General features: G+C 64.2%; 17 protein-coding genes. 12 read left to right on the top strand and 5 right to left on the bottom strand.

Going from position 1 to position 20290, the window contains the following annotated elements:
- Positions 1-28 precede the first annotated feature (28 nt).
- The 4 genes from I6F31_RS08840 (at position 29) to I6F31_RS08825 (ending at position 5311) form a co-directional block, all read left to right on the top strand.
- Positions 29-1525 (top strand): aldehyde dehydrogenase family protein, encoded by a 1497-nt coding sequence (locus tag I6F31_RS08840; protein ID WP_225146285.1) that lies wholly within the window; start codon positions 29-31, stop codon positions 1523-1525.
- 233 nt (positions 1526-1758) lie between these two features.
- Positions 1759-2886 (top strand): alkene reductase, encoded by a 1128-nt coding sequence (locus I6F31_RS08835; protein WP_225146286.1) that lies wholly within the window; start codon positions 1759-1761, stop codon positions 2884-2886.
- Between the two features lie 151 nt (positions 2887-3037).
- Entirely contained in the window at positions 3038-3541 is a 504-nt protein-coding gene (locus tag I6F31_RS08830; RefSeq protein ID WP_225146287.1) for a GFA family protein, read from the top strand.
- Between the two features lie 108 nt (positions 3542-3649).
- A complete protein-coding gene (locus I6F31_RS08825; RefSeq protein WP_225146288.1) occupies positions 3650-5311 on the top strand; it encodes a thiamine pyrophosphate-binding protein in 1662 nt (553 codons plus the stop codon).
- A gap of 161 nt (positions 5312-5472) precedes the next feature.
- On the opposite strand, the gene I6F31_RS08820 is transcribed toward I6F31_RS08825, so the two are convergent.
- Positions 5473-6852 (bottom strand): LLM class flavin-dependent oxidoreductase, encoded by a 1380-nt coding sequence (locus I6F31_RS08820; protein ID WP_225146289.1) that lies wholly within the window; start codon positions 6850-6852, stop codon positions 5473-5475.
- Positions 6853-7147: 295 nt separating this feature from the next.
- Between I6F31_RS08820 and I6F31_RS08815 the strand changes: the two genes are divergently transcribed.
- The 6 genes from I6F31_RS08815 (at position 7148) to I6F31_RS08790 (ending at position 12881) form a co-directional block, all read left to right on the top strand.
- Positions 7148-8545 (top strand): M20 family metallopeptidase, encoded by a 1398-nt coding sequence (locus I6F31_RS08815; RefSeq protein WP_225146290.1) that lies wholly within the window; start codon positions 7148-7150, stop codon positions 8543-8545.
- Positions 8546-8632: 87 nt separating this feature from the next.
- A complete protein-coding gene (locus I6F31_RS08810; RefSeq protein WP_225146291.1) occupies positions 8633-9544 on the top strand; it encodes an amino acid ABC transporter substrate-binding protein in 912 nt (303 codons plus the stop codon).
- Positions 9545-9662: 118 nt separating this feature from the next.
- The gene (locus tag I6F31_RS08805) at positions 9663-10394 is read left to right on the top strand and encodes an amino acid ABC transporter permease (RefSeq protein WP_035997279.1); all 732 of its coding nucleotides are present in this window, start codon (positions 9663-9665) and stop codon (positions 10392-10394) included.
- A 3-nt stretch (positions 10395-10397) separates the two neighbouring features.
- Complete coding sequence (locus I6F31_RS08800; protein ID WP_035997282.1) at positions 10398-11090, top strand: ABC transporter permease subunit; 693 nt, start codon at positions 10398-10400, stop codon at positions 11088-11090.
- Positions 11091-11102: 12 nt separating this feature from the next.
- Entirely contained in the window at positions 11103-11834 is a 732-nt protein-coding gene (locus I6F31_RS08795; protein ID WP_035997285.1) for an amino acid ABC transporter ATP-binding protein, read from the top strand.
- 186 nt (positions 11835-12020) lie between these two features.
- Positions 12021-12881, top strand: a complete 861-nt coding sequence (locus I6F31_RS08790) for a D-amino-acid transaminase (protein ID WP_036021055.1) — start codon at positions 12021-12023, stop codon at positions 12879-12881.
- A 133-nt stretch (positions 12882-13014) separates the two neighbouring features.
- Here the strand turns inward: I6F31_RS08790 and I6F31_RS08785 are convergent, their stop codons facing one another.
- The 3 genes from I6F31_RS08785 to I6F31_RS08775 are packed head-to-tail and all read right to left on the bottom strand — an operon-like array spanning position 13015 to position 16296.
- Entirely contained in the window at positions 13015-13476 is a 462-nt protein-coding gene (locus I6F31_RS08785; RefSeq protein ID WP_225146292.1) for a carboxymuconolactone decarboxylase family protein, read from the bottom strand.
- Positions 13477-13502: 26 nt separating this feature from the next.
- A complete protein-coding gene (locus I6F31_RS08780; RefSeq protein WP_225146293.1) occupies positions 13503-15110 on the bottom strand; it encodes an MDR family MFS transporter in 1608 nt (535 codons plus the stop codon).
- Between the two features lie 4 nt (positions 15111-15114).
- Positions 15115-16296, bottom strand: coding sequence for an HlyD family secretion protein (locus I6F31_RS08775; RefSeq protein ID WP_036021065.1), 1182 nt, complete (start codon positions 16294-16296; stop codon positions 15115-15117).
- A 193-nt stretch (positions 16297-16489) separates the two neighbouring features.
- On the opposite strand from I6F31_RS08775, the gene I6F31_RS08770 reads away from it, so the two are divergent.
- Together I6F31_RS08770 and I6F31_RS08765 are read left to right on the top strand one after the other, a co-directional pair.
- The gene (locus I6F31_RS08770) at positions 16490-17401 is read left to right on the top strand and encodes a LysR family transcriptional regulator (RefSeq protein ID WP_035997299.1); all 912 of its coding nucleotides are present in this window, start codon (positions 16490-16492) and stop codon (positions 17399-17401) included.
- 320 nt (positions 17402-17721) lie between these two features.
- Complete coding sequence (locus I6F31_RS08765; protein ID WP_157785978.1) at positions 17722-18741, top strand: DUF3616 domain-containing protein; 1020 nt, start codon at positions 17722-17724, stop codon at positions 18739-18741.
- 81 nt (positions 18742-18822) lie between these two features.
- Here I6F31_RS08765 and iaaH read toward each other — a convergent pair whose 3' ends face one another.
- Positions 18823-20244 (bottom strand): indoleacetamide hydrolase, encoded by a 1422-nt coding sequence (gene iaaH, locus I6F31_RS08760; protein WP_036021070.1) that lies wholly within the window; start codon positions 20242-20244, stop codon positions 18823-18825.
- Between the last annotated feature and the right edge of the window lie 46 nt (positions 20245-20290).

Here is a 20290-nt window from a genome sequence, read left to right as displayed (position 1 = left end):
ATCAATTCAACTGACAGGGAGTGCAGCCATGGCTGTGTCGCAGGCTATTCCGATCACGCGCCATCCGTTCGCCAACGGGTCCTACAAGCAGATGCTGATCGACGGCAAGTGGGTCGATGCAGCCTCGGGCAAGCGCTTCGAGACCCGCAATCCCGCCACCGGCGAGCTGCTCGCAACCGTCGCCGAAGGCGACAAGGAAGACATCGATCGTGCGGTCGCGGCCGCGCGTCGCGCTTTCGAAGGCCCGTGGAGTAAGGTCAAGCCGTTCGAGCGGCAGAACCTGCTCCTGAGGCTCGCCGATCTCGTCGAGAAGAATTTCGACGAATTGTCGCAGCTCGACACGCTCGACATGGGCGCGCCGCTGAGCCGCACCCGTGCCTACCGCCTGCGCGCCGTCGGCATGCTGCGCTATTACGCCGGCCAGACCACCGCGATCCACGGCGAGACCATCGAGAACTCGCTACCCGGCGAGATCTTCTCCTACACGCTGAAGGAGCCGATCGGCGTCGTCGGCGCCATCATTCCCTGGAACGGGCCGCTGACCGCGACGATCTGGAAGATCGGCCCGGCGATCGCGACCGGCTGCACCGTGGTGCTCAAGCCCGCCGAAGAAGCGCCGCTGACCTCGCTGCGCATCGCTGAGCTCGCAATGGAAGCGGGCGTGCCGCCCGGCGTCATCAACGTTGTCCCCGGCTATGGCGAGACCGCGGGGGCGGCGCTCGCCTCGCATCACGACGTCGACAAGGTCGCCTTCACCGGCTCGCATGTCACGGGCCAGTCGATCATCCGTGCGTCCGCCGGCAATCTCAAGCGCGTCTCGCTCGAGCTCGGCGGCAAGTCGCCGGACATCGTGTTCGCCGATGCCGATCTCGACGCCGCCGTGCCCGGCGCGGCGATGGCGGTGTTCGCCAATTCAGGGCAGATCTGCAGCGCCGGAACGCGCCTGTTTGTCGAGCACTCGATCTATGACGAATTCGTCGACCGCGTCGCCGAGTTCGGCAAGAAGCTGCAGGTCGGCAACGGCCTCGATCCCAACGTGCAGATCGGGCCGCTCGTCTCGGAGCAGCAGCTCGAGCGCGTCACCGGCTATCTCGACATCGGCCAGAAGGAGGGCGCGAGGGCGCTTGCCGGCGGCGGCCGTGTCACCGAAGGCGCGCTGTCGAAGGGCTTCTTCGTCTCGCCGACGGTGTTCGCGGGTGTCGAGGACAACATGCGCATCGCGCAGGAGGAGATTTTCGGCCCCGTCATCTCCGCAATCGCGTTCAAGGACATGGACGAGCTGGTCAAACGCGCCAACAACACCACGTTCGGCCTCGGCTCCGGTCTGTGGACGCGCGACGTCAGCAAGGCCCATGCGGTGGCGAAACGCTTGCGTGCCGGCTCGGTGTGGGTCAACTGCTACCAGGCGATGGATCCGGCCGTGCCGTTCGGCGGCTACAAGATGAGCGGCTACGGCCGCGAATCCGGCAAGCAGCACGTCGAGGAATATCTCAACGTGAAGGCCGTCTGGATCAAGACGGCGTAAGGCCGGCTCTCCTTCGCCTCTCCCCGCTTGCGGGGAGAGGCGGAATTCGCGCAACGCGCGGATTCCGGGTGAGGGGGACTCTCCGCGAGTCCACTCTCACCGCGATTGCCGAGGCAGCCCCTCACCCCAACCCTCTCCCCGTAAGAACGGGGAGAGGGAGAACAACCACCGCCTTCAGGCGGTCAGTCTCCCTCACAATCATCTGCATCCTTTCAAAGACATCCGGGGACCACATGAAATTCGAAGCCTTGTTCAAGCCGTTGCAGGTCGGTCCCTACCAGCTCGCGCATCGCGTCGCGATGGCGCCGCTAACGCGCATGCGGGCCGAGCGCGACACTTTCGCGCCGCGGCCACTGAACGCCGAATATTACGGCCAGCGTGCGACGAAGGGCGGCCTGATCATCGCCGAAGCCTCGCCGGTGCTCTCGCACGGCCGCGGCAATCCGGCGACACCCGGCATCTATTCGGAGGCGCAAGTCGCGGGCTGGCGCAAGGTGACGGATGCCGTGCACGCCAAGGGCGGCATCATCTTTCTCCAGCTCTGGCATGTCGGCCGCGTCTCTCATTCCTCCTTCCACGGCGGCGAGCTGCCGGTTTCGGCCTCGGCAATTCCGATCAAGGCCGAAGGCATGAAGGCGATGACGGCCGACGGAAAGATCGCCGACTACGAGACGCCGCGCGCGCTGGAGACTGATGAGGTGAAGGGCATCGTCGAGGCGTTCCGGCAGGGTGCCAAGAATGCGCTCGCCGCCGGCTTCGACGGTGTCGAGATCCACGGCGCCAACGGCTATCTGCTCGAGCAATTCCTGCAATCGCGCAGCAACCAGCGCACCGATCAATATGGCGGCGGAATCGAGAACCGCGCGCGCCTTCTGCTCGAGGTCACTCAGGCTGCGATCGACGTCTGGGGCTCGAACCGTGTCGCTGTGCGGCTGTCGCCCTACGGCATCGCCAATGATTCCGGCGAGCCCGATCCGATGCCGCTCTACACTTACGTGGTGAAGGCGCTCGACAAGCTCGGTCTCGCCTATCTGCATCTCATCGAGCCGCGCTCGAGCGGTGCGGGCCGCGCCGAGGTCAACTGGCAGAACGTGCCATCGGCGATGGTGCTGTTCCGTCCGCTCTACAGCGGCGTGCTGATGACCGCCGGCGGCTTCACCGGGGAGACCGCGAATGCGGCGATCGCCGACGGACATGCGGACATCATCGCCTTCGGCCGCATCTTCATCTCCAATCCTGATCTGCCGCGTCGTCTCGAGCACGGCTACCCGATCACGCCGTACAATCGCGCGACGTTCTACAGCGGCGAGGAGAAGGGGTACACGGATTATCCGGTGTATGACGAGCTGACGCCGGCTTGATCTGTCATTCCGGGGCGCGACGAAGTCGCGAACCCGGAATCCATCGGGCCGCATACCTGGACGTGGGATGGATTCCGGGCTCGATGCTTCGCATCGCCCCGGAATGACGAGCTTGCTTCGCTGCGCTAGCAATGACGACGGAGAGACGTCCATGGCCAAAGCCGCAGCCGCCGCAGGGATCGCCACCGGCCAATGCCTCTGCGGCAAGGTCGCCTTCGAGATCGACGTGCCCGCGCGCTGGGCCTGGCACGATCATTCCGCTGCCAGCCGCCGCGCCCATGGCGCGGCCTACGCCACCTATGTCGGAAGCTGGAAGAAGCGCTTCCGCATCACCTCGGGCAAGACCGCGCTGACCCGCTACGAGGACAAGGCGACGAAGACCGCGCGCAGCTTCTGCTCGCATTGCGGCACGCCGATCATGTACGAGCGCCCGCGCGGGCCGCACATGGTCAACATCTCCCGCGCCCTGTTCAACGAGCGCACCGGCCGCCAGCCGCTCTATCACATCGCCATCGAGGAGCTGCAGGAATGGGCCTATACCGGCGAGCCCCTGGTGCCGCTGAAGGGCTTTCCCGGCGTCGTCTGGCAGCGCTCGAAAAGGAAGAAGCGCGCTGGCGGGGACGACCCGTTCGAACTCGGGCGGGAGGAGATGTAGCGCCTCTCCCGCGCAACGCAGCCATGACCGCGCTTCCTTGCGCCTCTGCCAGCATCTCGGCCATCATGCTTTCGGTCCTTGCGGCAACGGTCCGCTCCTGGAGGAAACATGAAGAACAAGATCACCGGCCGCTCCGCCTTTCTCGCGCTGCTCAAGGACGAGGGCATCACGCATCTGTTCGGCAACCCTGGAACCACCGAACTGCCGATCATGCATGCGCTGAAGGACCATCCCGATCTCACTTATGTGATGGCAATGCAGGAGAGCCTGGTGGTCGCGATCGCCGACGGCTACAGCCGCGCTTCGGGCAAGCTCGTCGCCTGCAACGTTCACGTCGCGCCCGGCCTCGGCAACGCCATGGGCTCGCTCTACAACGCCCAGTTCACGGGCACGCCGATGATCCTGACGGCGGGCCAGCAGGAGCAGGGCCACGGTCTGATGGAGCCGGTGCTCTATGGTCCGCTGGTGCGCATGGCCGAGCCGCTGGTGAAATGGGCGGTCGAGGTGACACGGCTGGAGGACCTGCCGCGCATCGTGCGCCGTGCCGCCAAGGTGGCGATGACGCCGCCAACCGGGCCGGTGTTCATCTCGCTGCCCGGCGACATCCTCAACAGCGAAGCCGGGATCGATCTCGGCCGCTCCACCCGCATCGATGCGCGCACGAAACCGTCGGACGAGGCGCTGAAGGCCTTTGCCGCACGCCTGCTCAAGGCTGAGCGTCCCGTGATCGTCACCATGGACGAGGTGGTCAAGAGCGATGCTTTGACGGAGGCGGCTGAACTGGCCGAGCTGCTCGGCGCTGCGGCCTATCAGTCCTCGACGCCCTACGGCTCGCACTTTCTGTCCGAAAGCCCGAGCTTCGTCGGCACGCTCGCGCGCGTGCAGAAGGTCGCCCGCGATACGCTCGCGCCCTACGATCTGCTGATCGCGCTCGGCGGCGATCCCTTGCGGATGTCGGTCTATAGCGAGGTCGATGCGCTGCCTGAGGGCCTCGGCATCGTGCAGATCGGCCTCGTCGATTGGGAGATCGCCAAGAACTACGGGGCCGAGATCGCGCTGAAGGCGGATCTGAAGGAAACGCTGCGCGCGCTGATCCCGGTACTCAAGGAGATGGGCGGCGCAGCCCTCGCGAGCCGCGCCAAGCAGCGTCTCGCCGAGCTCGCGCCGAAGAACTGGACCGCGCGCCGCGCGGCGCTGGTCGAGCAGATCGGCAAGAGTGCAGGCCGCACACCGATCGATCCGGACTTCCTCGTGCTGCAAATGGTCGAGGCGATGCCTGACAACGCCATCCTGGTCGATGAAGGTCTCACCTCCAGCCGCCAGATCACGGCCCTGTATCCGCATCGCGACCGCTACGGCTATCACGGGCTCGCCTCCGGCGGCATCGGCTGGGGCCTGCCGGCCTCAGTCGGCGCCAGCATTGCCAATCCCGATCGCCCCGTGGTGTGCTTCTCCGGCGATGGCAGCGCGATGTACTCGATCCAGTCACTCTGGACCGCGGCGCATCACAAGCTGCCGCTCAACGTCGTCATCGCCAACAACGGCGGCTATCGCATCATCAAGCAGCGCCTGCTCGCCTTCCACGGCGATGACAATTACGTCGGCATGGATTTCGTCGATCCACCCGTGGATTTCGCCGGCGTCGCCAAGGCACTCGGCTGTGAGGCGATCAAGGTCAGCGATGTTAGCGAACTGAAGGCAACGCTGACGTCAGCGTTCAATCGGCCGGGAACCAAGCTGATCGAGGTGATGGTGGACGGGAAGGTGTAGCCCCGCAGTCGTCCCCGCGAAGGCGGGGACCCATACCGCGTGATCTATCGACTGCGGCTGGTAGGCGTATCGAGCTCCCGAGTCTTCGCCAAACTACTTCCTGTGGTTATGGGTCCCCGCCTTCGCGGGGACGACAGCCTGGCTGTGGCGCGATCTTCCGCCTACCCCTTCTTCCCCACGCGATACTCCGCCGCGGGATGCGGCGCGTCGAGGCGCGCGCGGCCCTCGCCGAACAGTTTTTCCCGCAACGTGCCCTTGGCGTACTCGCTCTTGTACCTCCCGCGCCGCGTCAGCTCGGGCACCAGCATGTCGGCGATATCCTCGAAATCGCCGGGCGAGATCGCGAACGCGACGTTGAGGCCGTCGACATCCGTCGCCTCGAACCATCCTTCGATCTTGTCTGCGACCATCTCGGGCGTGCCGACCACGACCGGGCCGGCGCCGCCGATGCCGACATGCTCGATGACGTCGCGCACGGTCCAGACACGGTCGGGGTCGGCGCGGGTGACGTTGTCCATGGCGCTGCGGCCGGCATCGTTCTGGACGTGGCGCACCTGCTGGTCGAGGTCGTAGCCGGAGAAGTCGACGCCGGTCCATCCCGACATCAGCGCCAGCGCGCCTTCGGGGCTGATGTGGCGGCGGTAGTCGGCGTATTTTTCCTTCGCCTCGGCTTCCGTCCGTCCGAGGATGATCGTCATCATCGAGAACATCAGGATCTCGGCCGGGTTGCGGCCGAGCGCGGCGGCCTCCTGCCGGATCGCGGAGACGCGCGGCGCGATCACCTTGGCCGACGGTCCCGACATGAACACGCACTCGGCATGCTTGGCCGCGAATTGCCGGCCGCGCGGCGAAGTGCCGGCCTGGTACAGCACCGGCGTCCGCTGCGGCGAGGGCTCGCTGAGGTGAATGGTGTTGTTGATGCGGTAGTTCGCGCCCGCATGATTGACGCGATGAACTTTTGCCGGGTCGGTGAAGATGCCGCGCTTGCGGTCGCGCAGCACGGCATCGTCTTCCCAGCTGCCTTCCCAGAGCTTGTAGACGACCTCCATATATTCGTCGGCGATGTCGTAGCGGTCGTCATGGCCGGTCTGCTTGTCCTTGCCGGCACCGCGCGCGGCGCTGTCGAGATAGCCGGTGACGACGTTCCACCCGATCCGCCCCTCGGTGAGGTGATCGAGCGTCGACATCCGCCGTGCGAACGGATAGGGCGGCTCGAACGACAGATTGCTGGTGACGCCGAAGCCGAGATTTTGCGTCACCGCCGCCATCGCCGACAGCAGCAGCAGCGGCTCGTTCGACGGCGTCTGCGCTGCATTGCGCAAGGCTGCGTCAGGGCTGTTGCCATACACGTCATAGACGCCGAGTACGTCGGCCAGGAACAGCCCGTCGAAACGGCCGCGCTCCAGCGTCTTGGCGAGATCGGTCCAGTAGGGCAGGCGGTTATAATCGGCGGTGCGGTCGCGCGGATGGGTCCACAGGCCCGGTGACTGGTGTGCGACGCAATTCATCGCAAAGGCGTTGAGCCTGATCTCTTTGGCCATGCTGGTCCCTCGGCGCCCTGTACTGAGCGCTCTTCGAATGATAGATGTGCGCCCCAACTTGGCGAAGTTCTTGCATATTCTTGGCCCTTGGCAAGGGCCAAGAATAGAAGGCTTGCGCTTGGCAAGGCCAAAGTCAGCGTCGCAGCTGCGCTTGGCAAGTCAGTCTCAAGGAAGCAAGAACGAAAATCCCAAGAGAGCTACAAGAGAACTACAAGAAACCATCCAAGTCCCCGCCACTTTCGAAGGCCAACCCGCCTCAGGTAAGGTCCTTCGTCTCACATCTCGAAAAGCAAGTATGACCAGAGCCGACGCCATCGCCCGCGCCCGTGAGGATTTCAACTCCGGCGCGTTCCTCGCTGAACTCGACCGCCGCGTCGCCTACAAGACCGAGAGCCAGAATCCGCAGCGCGGCCCCGAGCTGCGCGCCTATCTGGAGCAGGAGATGCAGCCGGCTTTCGCCGCGCTCGATTTTTCCAGCCGCATCGTCGAATCCCCGAGCGGCAAGGCGCCGTTCCTGTTCGCCGAGCATCACGAGAGCGCCTCGCTGCCGACCGTGCTGGTCTACGGCCATGGCGATGTCGTCGACGGCATGGAAGGCGAGTGGCGTGATGGCCGGGATCCCTGGCGCACCAATGCTTCCGGGACGCGCCTCTATGGCCGCGGCACCGCCGACAACAAGGGGCAGCACAGCATCAATATGGCCGCGCTGCGTGCGGTGCGCGAGGCGCGCGGCGGTAAGCTCGGCTTCAACGCCAAGTTCATCATCGAGATGGGCGAGGAGATCGGCTCGCCCGATCTCGGCAAGGTCTGCGATCTCCATCGCGACGCGCTCAAGGCCGACCTGTTCATGGCCTCCGACGGGCCGCGCCTCTCGGCCGATCGGCCGACGCTGTTTCTCGGCTGTCGTGGAGGCATCCGCATCCATCTCGACGTGAACTTGCGCGACGGCGGCCACCATTCCGGCAATTGGGGCGGCGTGCTCGCCAACCCCGCGACCATCCTGGTCAACGCGATCTCCACCCTGGTCGACGGCCGCGGCCGTCTCCAGCTCGATGCCTTGAAGCCGCCGCGGCTGACCAACCAGATCCGCTCCTATCTCGCCGACGTCGAGGTGGTGCCGACTGCGGACGAGCCGGCGCTGGCCGAAAATTGGGGCGAGGAGGGTCTATCGGCCGCTGAACGGCTCTACGCCTGGAACACGCTGGAAGTGCTGGCGATGTCCTCAGGCAATATCGAGAAGCCGGCCAACGCGATCCCCGGCCAGGCCAGTGCCGTGCTGCAACTGCGTTTCGTGGTTGGGACCAAGGTTGAAGGGCTGATCGACGCTGTCCGCGCACATCTGGTCGGACGCGGCTTTCCGATGGTCGAGGTGCGCGCGGCGCAGAGTTTTGCTGCATCGCGCACCGATTTCGACAGTCCGTGGATCAAATGGGCGGCGGATTCGGTGCGAGCGACCACCGGCAAGGCGCCGGCCGTCCTGCCGAATTTCGGCGGTTCGCTGCCCAATGACGTGTTCTCCGAGATCCTGGGACTGCCGACGATCTGGGTGCCGCACTCCTATCCCGGCTGCTCCCAGCATGCGCCCAATGAGCACATCCTGCTGCCATTGACCGAAGAGGCCTTGACGGTGATGGCCGGGCTGTTCTGGGATCTCGGAGAGTTGCCAAAGCCACTGACAGGCCCGTTAACCTGAGCCGACGATCCAGCCGAAAGTTACATTCTAATCCGGCCCGATTTGTGCTTGCATCCGGGCCGCATCATCCGAAAGGGGAAGAAAAACGTGAAACATTTCCGTCACATCGGGCTCGCGCTCGCCGCGACCCTCGTCGTCAGCCAAGCCGGGGCCCAGGAGCTGACCGGCACGCTGAAGAACATCAAGGACACCGGTGCCATCACGCTCGGCTTCCGCGATTCCTCGATCCCGTTCTCCTATCTTGACGACAACCAGAAGCCGGTCGGCTTCGCGATGGACATCTGCTACAAGATCGTCGACGCCGTGAAGAAGGAGCTCAAGCTCGACAAGCTCGAGGTCAAGCTCAACCCGGTGACCTCGGCGACCCGTATCCCGCTGATGGCCAACGGCACCATCGACCTCGAATGCGGCTCGACCACCAACAATGCCGAGCGCCAGAAGCAGGTCGCCTTCACCAACACCCACTACCTGACCGCCAGCCGCTATGTCTTCAAGAAGTCGAGCGGCCTGAAGTCGATCGATGACCTCAAGGGCAAGACCGTGGTCTCGACCGCCGGCACCACCAACATCAAGCAGCTCACCGAAGCCAACGCCGCCAAGGGCCTCGGCGCCAACATCATTCCGGCCAAGGATCACGCCGAAGCCTTCTTGATGGTCGAGACCGACCGCGCGGTCGCCTTCGTCATGGACGACATCTTGCTGGCGAGCCTCGTCGCCGGTTCGAAGAACCCAGGCGACTACGTTATCTCCAAGGATGCGTTCTCCAAGCCGGAGCCCTACGGCATCATGCTGCGCAAGGACGATCCTGCGTTCAAGAAGGTCGTCGATGCGGCCACGGCTGCGCTCTACACCTCCGGCGAGGCCGAGAAGATCTACGACAAGTGGTTCACCCAGAAGATCCCGCCGAAGGGCCTGAACCTCAACACGCCGATCTCGGCCGAGCTGAAGAACGAGTTCGCCAAGCCGACGGACTCGCCGAACCCGGACGACTACAAGTAAGATAAAACCTCGATCTTTCGATCGGAATCATGTCCGGCCACTCTTGACACCAGGGTGGCCGGACATTTGCATAGGCGCTCAAGACGTCCAATGACGGGCGCGTTCGCGCGGGGGACACGTGAACTACAACTGGAACTGGGGAATCTTCTTCCAGCCGAATCCGATGGGGACCGGCACCTACCTCGACATGCTGCTGTCGGGGCTGGCGCTGACCCTCAAGACCGCGGCGCTGGCCTGGGTGATCGCGCTGATCACGGGCTCGATCGTCGGCGTCATGCGCACGCTGCCGTCGAAGGGCGCCAATTGGTTCGGCTTCGCCTACGTCGAATTCTTCCGCAACATGCCGCTTCTGGTGCAGCTCTTCCTGTGGTTTTTCGTGCTGCCGGAAATTCTGCCGAGGGCGGCCGGGCTGTGGCTGAAGCAATTGCCGAACGCGCCGTTCTGGACGGCGGCGATCGGGGTCGGCTTCTTCATGTCGGCGCGCGTAGCCGTGCAGCTGCAGGCCGGCATCTCCTCGCTGCCGCGCGGGCAGAAGATGGCGGCGACTGCGCTCGGCCTGACCACCGTGCAGGGCTATCGCTACGTGCTGCTGCCGATGGCCTTCCGCATCATCCTGCCGCCGCTGACGTCTGAATTCCTCAACACCATCAAGAACACCGCCGTCGCCATCACCATCGGCCTGCTCGAGCTGACCGGACAGGCGCGCTCGATGCAGGAATTCTCTTTCCAGGTGTTCGAGGCCTTCACCGCCGCGACCATCCTCTATCTCCTCGTCAACGCCGTCGTCGTGACCGCGATGCGCTTCCTCGAGCGCTGGGTTGCGATCCCCGGCTACATCACGGGGAAATAAGCGATGCTCGGCAATCTCGATTTCGACGTCATCCGCCGCGCGCTGCCGTATCTGTTCTACGAGGGCATGACGTTCACGCTGACGCTGACCTTCCTCGCAGCTCTCGGCGGCCTAGTCTTCGGCACGGCGCTCGCCCTGATGCGCCTGTCCGGATTCAAGATTCTGGGCCGCATCGCCGGCATCTATGTCGACTTCATGCGCTCGCTGCCGCTGGTGCTGGTGATCTTCTGGTTCTACTTCCTGGTGCCCTATATCGGGCAGTGGGTGACAGGCGCCTCGCGTCCGATCAGCGTCGGCGCGTTCACGTCCTCGCTCGTCACTTTCATCATGTTCGAGGCGGCATATTTCTCCGAGATCATGCGCGCCGGCATCCAGTCGATCTCGCGCGGCCAGCCGGCCGCGGCGAGTGCGCTGGGGCTGACCTACGCCCAGAGCATGCGCTACGTCGTGCTGCCGCAGGCCTTCCGCAACATGCTGCCGGTGCTGATAACGCAAACCATCGTGCTGTTCCAGGACACCTCGCTGGTCTACGTCCTGTCGATCACCGACTTCCTGGGCGCGGCGAGCAAGGTGGCGCAGCGTGACGGCCGCCTGGTCGAAATGTATCTGTTCGCCGCCGTGGTCTACTTCACCATCTCCTGTATCGCGTCCTACGGCGTCCGCCGCCTCCAGGCGCGCATCGCCATCATTCGCTAGGGCTCCCCGCTCATGATCGAAATCAGCCACGTCAACAAATGGTACAGCCCCACCTTCCAGGTGCTGACCGACTGCACCACCAATGTCACCAAGGGCGAGGTCGTCGTGGTCTGCGGCCCCTCCGGCTCGGGCAAGTCGACGCTGATCAAATGCGTCAATGCGCTGGAGCCGTTCCAGAGCGGCGACATCCTCGTTGACGGCACCAAGGTCAACGATCCCAAGACCGATCTGCCGAAGCTGCGCTCGCGCGTCGGCATGGTGTTCCAGCATTTCGAGCTGTTTCCGCACCTCAAGATCATCGACAATCTCTGCTTGGCGCAGGAGAAGGTGCTGGGCAGGGGGCATGACAAGGCGCAGGCCAAAGGCATGCAGCTGCTCGAGCGCGTCGGCTTGAAGGAGCAGGCGCAGAAATTCCCGGCGCAGCTCTCCGGCGGCCAGCAGCAGCGCGTCGCCATCGCTCGCGCGCTCGCGATGGATCCGATCGTGATGCTGTTCGACGAGCCGACCTCGGCGCTCGATCCGGAAATGGTCAGCGAGGTGCTCGACGTCATGGTCGATCTCGCCCGCGAGGGCATGACCATGATGGTCGTCACCCACGAGATGGGTTTTGCCCGCAAAGTCGCCAACCGCGTCATCTTCATGGACCGCGGCGAGATCGTCGAGGACGCAGCGAAGGACGATTTCTTCGGCAAACCCCGCAGCGACCGCGCGCAGAAGTTCTTGTCGAAGATTCTGTCGCATTAACCCGTCGTCATCCCGGGGCGCGCGTAGCGCGAGCCCGGGATCCATCAAGCGGGGCAGTACCGCGGTGAGATGGATTCCGGGCTCATTCGCCTTGCGAATGCCCCGGAATGACGGATCGTGGGTTTATCCAGCCCGCCAAATCTCCTATACCGGTGGCCAAATCCCTTCCCTCCCAGGAGACCTGCCTTGGACTCGATCGCCTACGTCAACGGCTCATTCGTCCCGCTCTCGGAAGCCAAGATCTCGGTGCTCGATCGCGGCTTCCTGTTCGCCGACGGCATCTACGAGGTCTCGGCCGTGCTCGACGGCAAGCTGGTCGACAATGCTTCGCATCTGGCGCGGCTGGAGCGGTCCGTCGGCGAGATCAAGTTGAAGCTGCCGGAGACCATCGAGCGCATCACCGAGCTGCAGAAGGAGCTGATCGCGCGCAACAAGCTCGTGAACGGCCTCGTCTATCTCCAGGTGACGCGCGGTGCCGACAAGGGGCGCGACTTCCCGTTCCCCAAGGCTGACGTCAGGTCGAGCCTGGTGATGTTCACGTCGGAGAAGGACATCATCAATGCCGCGGTGGCCAAGACCGGCATCAACGTCATCACGGTGCCCGACATCCGCTGGGAGCGCCGCGACATCAAGAGCGTGGCGCTGCTGGCGCAGGTGCTGGCAAAGCAGGCCGCGGCGGAAGCCGGCGCCGGCGAAGCCTGGATGCTGCAGGATGGCTATGTGACCGAAGGCGGCTCGTCCACGGCATTCATCCTGACCAAGGACGACGTGATCGTCACCCGCCAGAACTCCAACGCGATCCTGCCCGGCTGCACCCGCAAGGCCGTGATCGCGCTTGCCGAGGAGCGCCAGCTCCGCGTCGAGGAGCGTTCCTTCACGGTCGCCGAAGCGCTCGCCGCCAAGGAAGCCTTCATCACCAGCGCATCCTCCTTCGTGCAGCCGGTGGTCGCCATCGACGGCAAGACTATCGGCGACGGCAAGCCCGGCCCGATGGCGACGCGTCTGCGCGAGATCTACGTGGACTTCGCCAAGGCGACGGCGGTGTAAGCGGCATACGTAGCGGTCGTAGGGTGGGCAAAGGCGCGCTTGCGCCGTGCCCACGCCTTCTCCCGTTTTTGCTGAAGAATGGTGGGCACGCTTACGCTTTGCCCACCCTACGAGACCGTCCGTTGCCGTCGGTTTAAGCCACTGACGCCTTCACCTTCACCGGATGCACGGCGCGGAACGCGATCGCGATCCTGTTCCAGGCGTTGATGGCACCGATCAGCATGGTCAGGTTCACCGTCTCCTCTTCGGAGAACTGCGCGCGGACCTGTTCGTAAGTCTCGTCTGGCGCATGCGTCTCTGAGATCAGCGTCACCGCTTCGGTCCAGGCCAGCGCGGCGCGCTCACGGCCGGAATAGAGCGGGGATTCGCGCCAGGCGTTGAGCAGGTAGATGCGCTGCTCGGTCTCGCCGCGCTTGCGGGCGTCCTCGGTGTGCATGTTGATGCAGAAGGCGCAGCCGTTGATCTGCGAGGCCCGGATCTTGACCAGCTCGATCAGCGATTTCTCCAGGCCGGTCGACTGGATCTGCTGCTCAAGCGCCACCAGCGCTTTGATCGTATCGGGCGCGGCCTGGTAGTAGTTCATGCGGGGCTTCATGGTCGTTCTCCTTTTCTTTGGTTGGGTCAGTGGGCTCCGCCGGCCGAGACTTGGCCGGGCCTCTTCAGAAAGAATACGGCGATGAGAGCGACGATCAGCGCCATTCCGAGCAGGTAGAAAGTATCGCTGAAGGCGAAGATATAGGCCTGCTTCTGCACGGTATGGCCGATCGCGACATAGGCGCGATGCGCGGCGTCCGCACGGTCGATAACGCCGTGATTGACGAAATATTGCGTGAGCTGCTCGAGCCGCGTGCGCGTGGCCTCCTCGAACACAGAAACCGACTGCATCAGCACGTTGGAGTGATATTGCTCGCGCTTGGACAGCACGGTTTGCAGCAGCGCGATGCCGACGGCGCCGCCGAGATTGCGCATCATGTTGAACAGGCCGGAGGCCGAGCCCGCATTCTCCGCTTCGATGCCTGCGGTCGCGACCGCCGACAACGGCGCCATCACCAGCGCCTGGCCGATGGCGCGCACGATATTGGGCCACAGCAGCTGGTCGGCGGCATAGTCGTTGGTCATGTTGATGTTCATGAAGTTGGATGCTGCGAACAGAACGAAGCCGACGCCGATGATGATCCGCGCATCGAACTTCTGCATCAGGCGCGGCACCAGCGGGATCAGCACGAGTTGCGGCAGCCCGGTCCAGGCCAGCACCATGCCGATCTGCTCGGCATTGTAGCCCTGAATACGCGCCAGATATTGCGGCAGGATGAACACGGAGCCGTAGAGTGCAATGCCGAGCAGGAAGTTCGCGAGCATGCCGAAGCCGAAATTGCGACGCACGAGCAGACGCAGATTGAGCAGTGGCTTCTTCACCGTGAGCTCGATGATCAGGAATGCAGTCAGCGCAACAGCGGCGATGATCGAGAGCTTGAGGATGAACGGCGAGCCGAACCAGTCGTCCTTGTTGCCTTCCTCCAGCACGGTCTGGAGCGCGGACAGGCCGATCGCCATGGTGATGATGCCGGCCCAGTCGCCCTCGCGAAGCAGCGCCAGCTTCATCGGCTTGGGCTCGAGCGCATACCAGAGCATGCCGACCATGATCGCGCCGGGAACCAGGTTGACGTAGAAGATGTATTGCCAGCCGAAATTCTCGGTGAGATAGCCGCCGATGGTCGGGCCGATCGCCGGCGCGAAAGTCGCCGACAGCGCGAACAGCGCAAGGCCGACCGGCTGCTTGGCGCGCGGCAGCAGCATGATGATCAGCGTGAAGGCCATCGGGATCAGCACGCCGCCGGTGAAGCCTTGGATAGCGCGCAGCACGATCATCTGCGACAGATCCTGCGCCAGTGCGCAGGCCGCGGACAGAACCAGGAACAGGATCGCGTTGGTGAGCAGATAGATGCGGATCGAGAACACCTGCGCGAGCCAGCCCGACAGCGGGATGACCACGATCTCGGCGATCAAATAGGAGGTCGAGATCCAGCCGCCGTCGTCGATGCCGGCGCCGATCGCGCCCTGAATGTCCGCGAGCGAGGCGTTGACGATCTGGATGTTCAGCACCGCCATGAAGGCGCCGAGGGTGGCGCCGATCACCGCAATCCAGGTCTTTGTGGACACCGCCGTGGGCGCAGCAGCGGCGGGGAGATTGGCGGAGGTAGCGTTGAGGGCCGGTTGGAGCGTGCCCATGGCTTCAACCCCCATTCGCGCGGGACGTATTGTCGGCAAGGCGCTTGGCCGTCTCGCGCTCGGCCAGCACCGCCTGTTTGGTGTCGACGGTCGGCACCGCGGACATGCCAGGCCGCAGCAAGCCGGTGAGGCTGTGGTCGTCGAGGACGATCTTCACCGGAACGCGCTGCACGATCTTGGTGAAATTGCCGGTGGCGTTGTCGGGCGGCAGCAGCGCGAATTCGAGCCCGCTCGCCGGCGACAGGCTGTCGACATGGCCGCGCAGGCTGATGTTGCGGAAGCTGTCGACGTGCAGCTCGACCGGCTGGCCCGGCCGCACATGGGTGAGCTGGGTCTCCTTGAAATTGGCGACGACGTAGACGGCGTCGAGCGGCACCACCGCCATCAATTGCGTGCCGGCCTGCACGTATTGGCCGACACGCAAGCTGCGGGCGCCGACCGTGCCGTCCACCGGCGCGGTGATCTCGGTATAGGACAGGTTCAGCGCCGCCTGCTGCGCGACCGCGCGGGCGCGTTCGAGCTGGGCGGTGGCCTGGGCGCGCTGGGTGGTGAGCACGTCGACCTTGCGCTGCGCGGCGACGAGGCCGGACTTGGCATGCTGCAATTGCGCGCTGCTGGCGCGCAGCGCCGCGTCGGTCTGCTGCGCGCGCTGGATCGTGCCGGAGCCCGACTTCATGAGGTCGTCGTAGCGGGCGCGCTCCTCCTGCGCGAATTTCAGATTGGCTTCTGCAGCGGCGACGTCGGCGGTGCTCTGTTCAATGATCGGCTGCTGCAGTTCGAGCTGGGCGTCGATGTTGCGGACCGAGGCTTCGCCGGCAGCGACGTCGGCTTTCGCCTGGTCGAGCGCCGCCTTGAAATCGCGGTCGTCGATCTTGGCCAGCAGCTGGCCCGCCCGAACCTTCTCATTGTCGCCGACCAGCACCTTGGCGATGTAGCCGGAGACTTTCGGCGCGACGATCGTGGAGTCCGCCTTCACATAGGCGTCGTCGGTGGATTCGAGGTAGCGGCCGTTGGTCCAGTAATCGTGTCCGTAGTAGGCCATGGTCGCAGTGCCTGCGAGCAGCGCGAGCACCAAGGCCGCGCGCCGGACCCTGTTCCGGGCCGGCATAGCGGGCGGCGCCTTGGCGTAATCGCGCGTGATTTCAGTGGCTTGCTGGAAGGTCTCGGTGCGGGGCATTTCGGACATTGCAGTCTCCTGTCGGCTCGCTGAGACTATCGGTCTTGCTGGCCCGGATGATAATTGGCTAGATTTTGGAAGGATTATCCATTCAAGGTGGATAATCTGACCGGTCACCCTGGTTCGTGATGTCTACCGGGTCAGGCGAGCGGCTACGCAAGCGCGATTGCTGCTGAGGCGCACATCCCAGTCAAGGAAAGCCATGGATCGATTGACCAGCCTCGAAGTGTTCAGCCGGGTGGTCGAGACCGGCGGCTTCTCCGCAGCAGCCCGCAAGCTCAACATGTCGACCACCATGGTGAGCAATCACGTGCAGGCATTGGAAGACCGGCTCGGGGTGCGGCTGCTTCACCGCACCACGCGCAAGGTCAATCTGACCGAGATCGGGAAGGCCTATTACGACCGCTGCGTCCAGATTCTCGCCGATATCGAACAGGCCGACGACATCGCGAGCGAATTGCAGTCGGTGCCGCGCGGCACGCTGCGCATTCACGTCGCCACGCACATGGTGCCGTTCGTCGCGCCGATTGCGGCCAAACTGCTGTCGACCTATCCGGAGCTCAAGATCGATCTGCGCATGGGCGAGGCCGAGGTCGACCTCATCGAGGAAGGCTATGACGTTGCCCTGCGCATGACACAGCCACCGGATTCAAGCCTGATCGTGCGCAGCCTTGCCACCTGGCGCCACGTGCTGTGCTGCTCCCACGATTACATCGAGAAGCACGGCCGGGTGCAGAAGCTCGACGAGCTCACCGGGCACAATTGTGGTCGGCACTTGAACTATCCGTTCGGCGACGAATGGCGCTTCCTCGATCGCAAGGGCACGCCGGCCTCGGTGCGCGTCTCCGGCAGCTTCGTCACCAATAGCGGAGAAGCGCTGCGCGAGGTCGCGCTGGAGGGCGCCGCAATCTGCCTGATGGCGGGGTTCCTCATTCAGGATGATCTCGAAGCCGGCCGCCTCGTGCGCCTGTTGCCGGAATATCGGACGGTCGAGCTCTCCATGAACGCGGTCTATCCACATCGTCATCATCTGTCGGCGAAAGTGAGGACCTTCATCGACCTGCTCGTGCACCACAGCGCCGAGCAGCAGAAGCTGATCAACCCGTATTCATGAGACCTTTCACCGACGGCTCCACGTGCGGCAGAAAGCGTGTTGACAACGCCGAGTTGTCTGCAACAATACAACCTGAGATATGAATGATGTATTTGGGGCCGAGGCAATCGGTTCGATCCATTTTTTTTATTACGTTTCGTCCAGGCCAGGTTTCTAGCTTCTCCTCTTCCATCTGTTGCTCTTCCATGTGTGACGGATCGACCGGCGGCAAGCCGGTCAACGTTCGCTTGCGTGAGAGCTTCGCAAGGGATTGGCGGCATCATCCTGTGATGGAGCTGGATGGCTTGATCTGGCCCGACTGCCGCTCTAGGGAGGCTTCGATGACCATTGCCAGAGCAGGATGGATTGCGACTTTGCTGCTCGGCCTCGTGATGGCGGGGGGCGTGCAGCCTTCTCCTGCTGCGGCCGACGATGCGTGGCCGGTCAAGAACAAGCTGATCGGCAAGGACGGAGGCAAGTCGAAGGATGTCAGCGGCATCGCCTGCACGACCGCTGATGGGTTTCCCCGTTCGTGCCTCGTTATCGACGACAATCTCCAGGGCGCTCAATTCATCGAATTGACCGACGGCAAGCTCGTCGCCGGCAGCCCCGTGAAGTTGATCAACAACACGTTCAATGGCAAGGCGCTCGAACTTGATGGCGAGGGCGTCGCCTTCTCCAAACGGCAGTATTACGTCATCGGCTCGCATGGTCATCCGCGGGACAAGGACCACAAGCTCGACCCCAAGAAAGATGCCGATAAGATTCGGGCCAGGATTGCCGCAAGCAGCCAGATCGTTCGGTTCCGCACGACGGGGGCAGATGGCAATGCGTCGGGCATCGAGCGTACGGGGCAATTGCGAGAGGTCATCGCGGCCGAACCTGCGCTTCTCGAGTTCATGGATATCAGGCTGGAGAAGAACGGCTTGACCATCGAGGGCGTGGCGATCAAGGACGATCGGACGTTGCTCGCGGGATTCCGGGGGCCCGTCTTGAACGACAATCGCGCCGTCGTCCTGTCGGTAGAGATAGACGCGCTGTTCGGTGATCGAAAAAGCACGTCTCACCGGCTGTTCCGACTTCCGCTCGGTGACAACAGGGGTGTACGCGATCTCGCCGCGTTCGGCGATCGCACCCTCATCCTGGCCGGTCCTGGTGCGGACGGGCCGGGAGCCTACGCAATATATTCTTGGGACGGAGCGTCCGAGACCGTACGGCTATTGAAGGAACTCCCGTTCGATCCAAAGCGAAAGCCGGAGGGACTACTGCCGCTGGGCGCGACTTCCGCCGGATTGCGCGTCCTGATCATATTCGACAGCGATAAGGAAGGTACGCCCACCCCCATCGAAATACCACGATGAACGGGATCGGACCTCCCCTCGCCTTGTCCGGCCGGCCGAACGAACGAGGCGCCACCTTCCATCATTTCCGGAGGGAGTCCGTCAGCGAGCCGGTGGCGGCAAGCGGCCGAACGCAGCCTCGAGCGCCATGCCGATCGCGAGCAGGCGGGAATCGCTACCAGCGGGGCCATCGAGCTCAAGCCCGATCGGCAATCTGCTGCTGGCACCGAGCGCGATCGGGATCTGGATGCCGGGAATCCCGGCATTGCTGCCGGGGTCCGTGTTCTGAATGAACAGGCCGAAATTCTCGAGGCTGCTGGACTCCGGATTGGAGGGGATGGCGACGCGCGGCGTGGTCGGGAAGGCGATCGCATCGAGCCGGTTGTCGGCAAAGCTCCTGGTGTACAGCGCCTGCAGCGCGGGGCGCGCAATCTCGATCGCGGCGTCGTAGATCGGCTTGGCGTCGACCAGGGTGCCGTCGGGACCAGGCAGCTTGCGCGGGATCACCAAGCCGTCATAGGTGCCCTTCACATCGGCGCTGGCGATCTGCTCCGCCAATGCCGCGATGGAGAGGCCGGTGCCGGTGTGCCTGAGATAGGCGACCAGATCGTCATAGGCCTCGTACAGCGCGACGGGAAAGCTGACCTGGGCGTCGAGCTCTGCCAGTTGCGGCATCTCGATCCCGACGACCGTGACGCCTTGCACCTTCATTTTCGCGACGGCTTCCTGGAACGCGGCCTCGGTGTCGGCATCGAGATTGGCCAGCATCGATCTCGCGAGGCCGACGCGGACCTGCGTCAGATCCGCCGGCGCAAGCGCATCGCCACCGGCGATGACGCGGTCGAGCAGCGCGACATCCGCCATGGTCGCAGCCATCGGGCCTGCGGTATCGCGGGTGTGCGAGATCGGTGCGATGCCGTCTTGCGGGTAGCGGCCGACCGTCGGGCGCAGCGAGGCGCATCCGTTCAGGGCGGCAGGCACCCGCACCGATCCGCCGGTGTCCGTGCCGAGCCCGCCGGCGACGATCCGTGCGCCAATCGCCGCCCCCGTGCCTGACGAGGAGCCGCCGGCGATCAAAGTGCGATCATAGGCGTTGCGCACGCCATACTCGGCGCCGGTCTTGAACGCGGTGTTGTAGCCGGAGATGCCGAAGGCGAGCTCGTGCATGCTGGTCTTGCCGATGATGACCGCCCCGGCATCGCGCAGCTTTGTCACGACAGGCGCGTCGGCCTTCGGAATGTAATCCTTCAGCGCCGGTGTGCCGGCGCTGCAGGGCAGTCCCGCGACCTCGATATTGTCCTTGATCACGATAGGTACGCCGCCGAGCGGCTTTGTCTTGTCGCCTGCCGCGTCGAACGCGGCCGCGGCCTTCAAGGCGCCGGCTTCGTCCAGGGTGACAAAGGCATTGAGCTCGGCGTTGGCCTTGGCACGGGCCAGGGCTTCCCGGGTGAGTGCGGTGCTCGTGAATGTCCCGGCGGCGAGGCCGGCCGCGGCCTCCGTCAGTGTCAACTGGTCGAAATCCATGATGCATCACCCGATTGCAGGAGGCCATCAGAGCGCCCCTTAGAGG

Origin of the sequence: Bradyrhizobium sp. NBAIM01 (assembly GCF_020194115.1) — a bacterium.
Taxonomy (GTDB): Bacteria; Pseudomonadota; Alphaproteobacteria; order Rhizobiales; family Xanthobacteraceae; genus Bradyrhizobium; species Bradyrhizobium yuanmingense.
The sequence above is the reverse complement of the archived record's forward strand: the minus strand, read 5'-3'. Positions and strand labels throughout refer to the sequence as shown.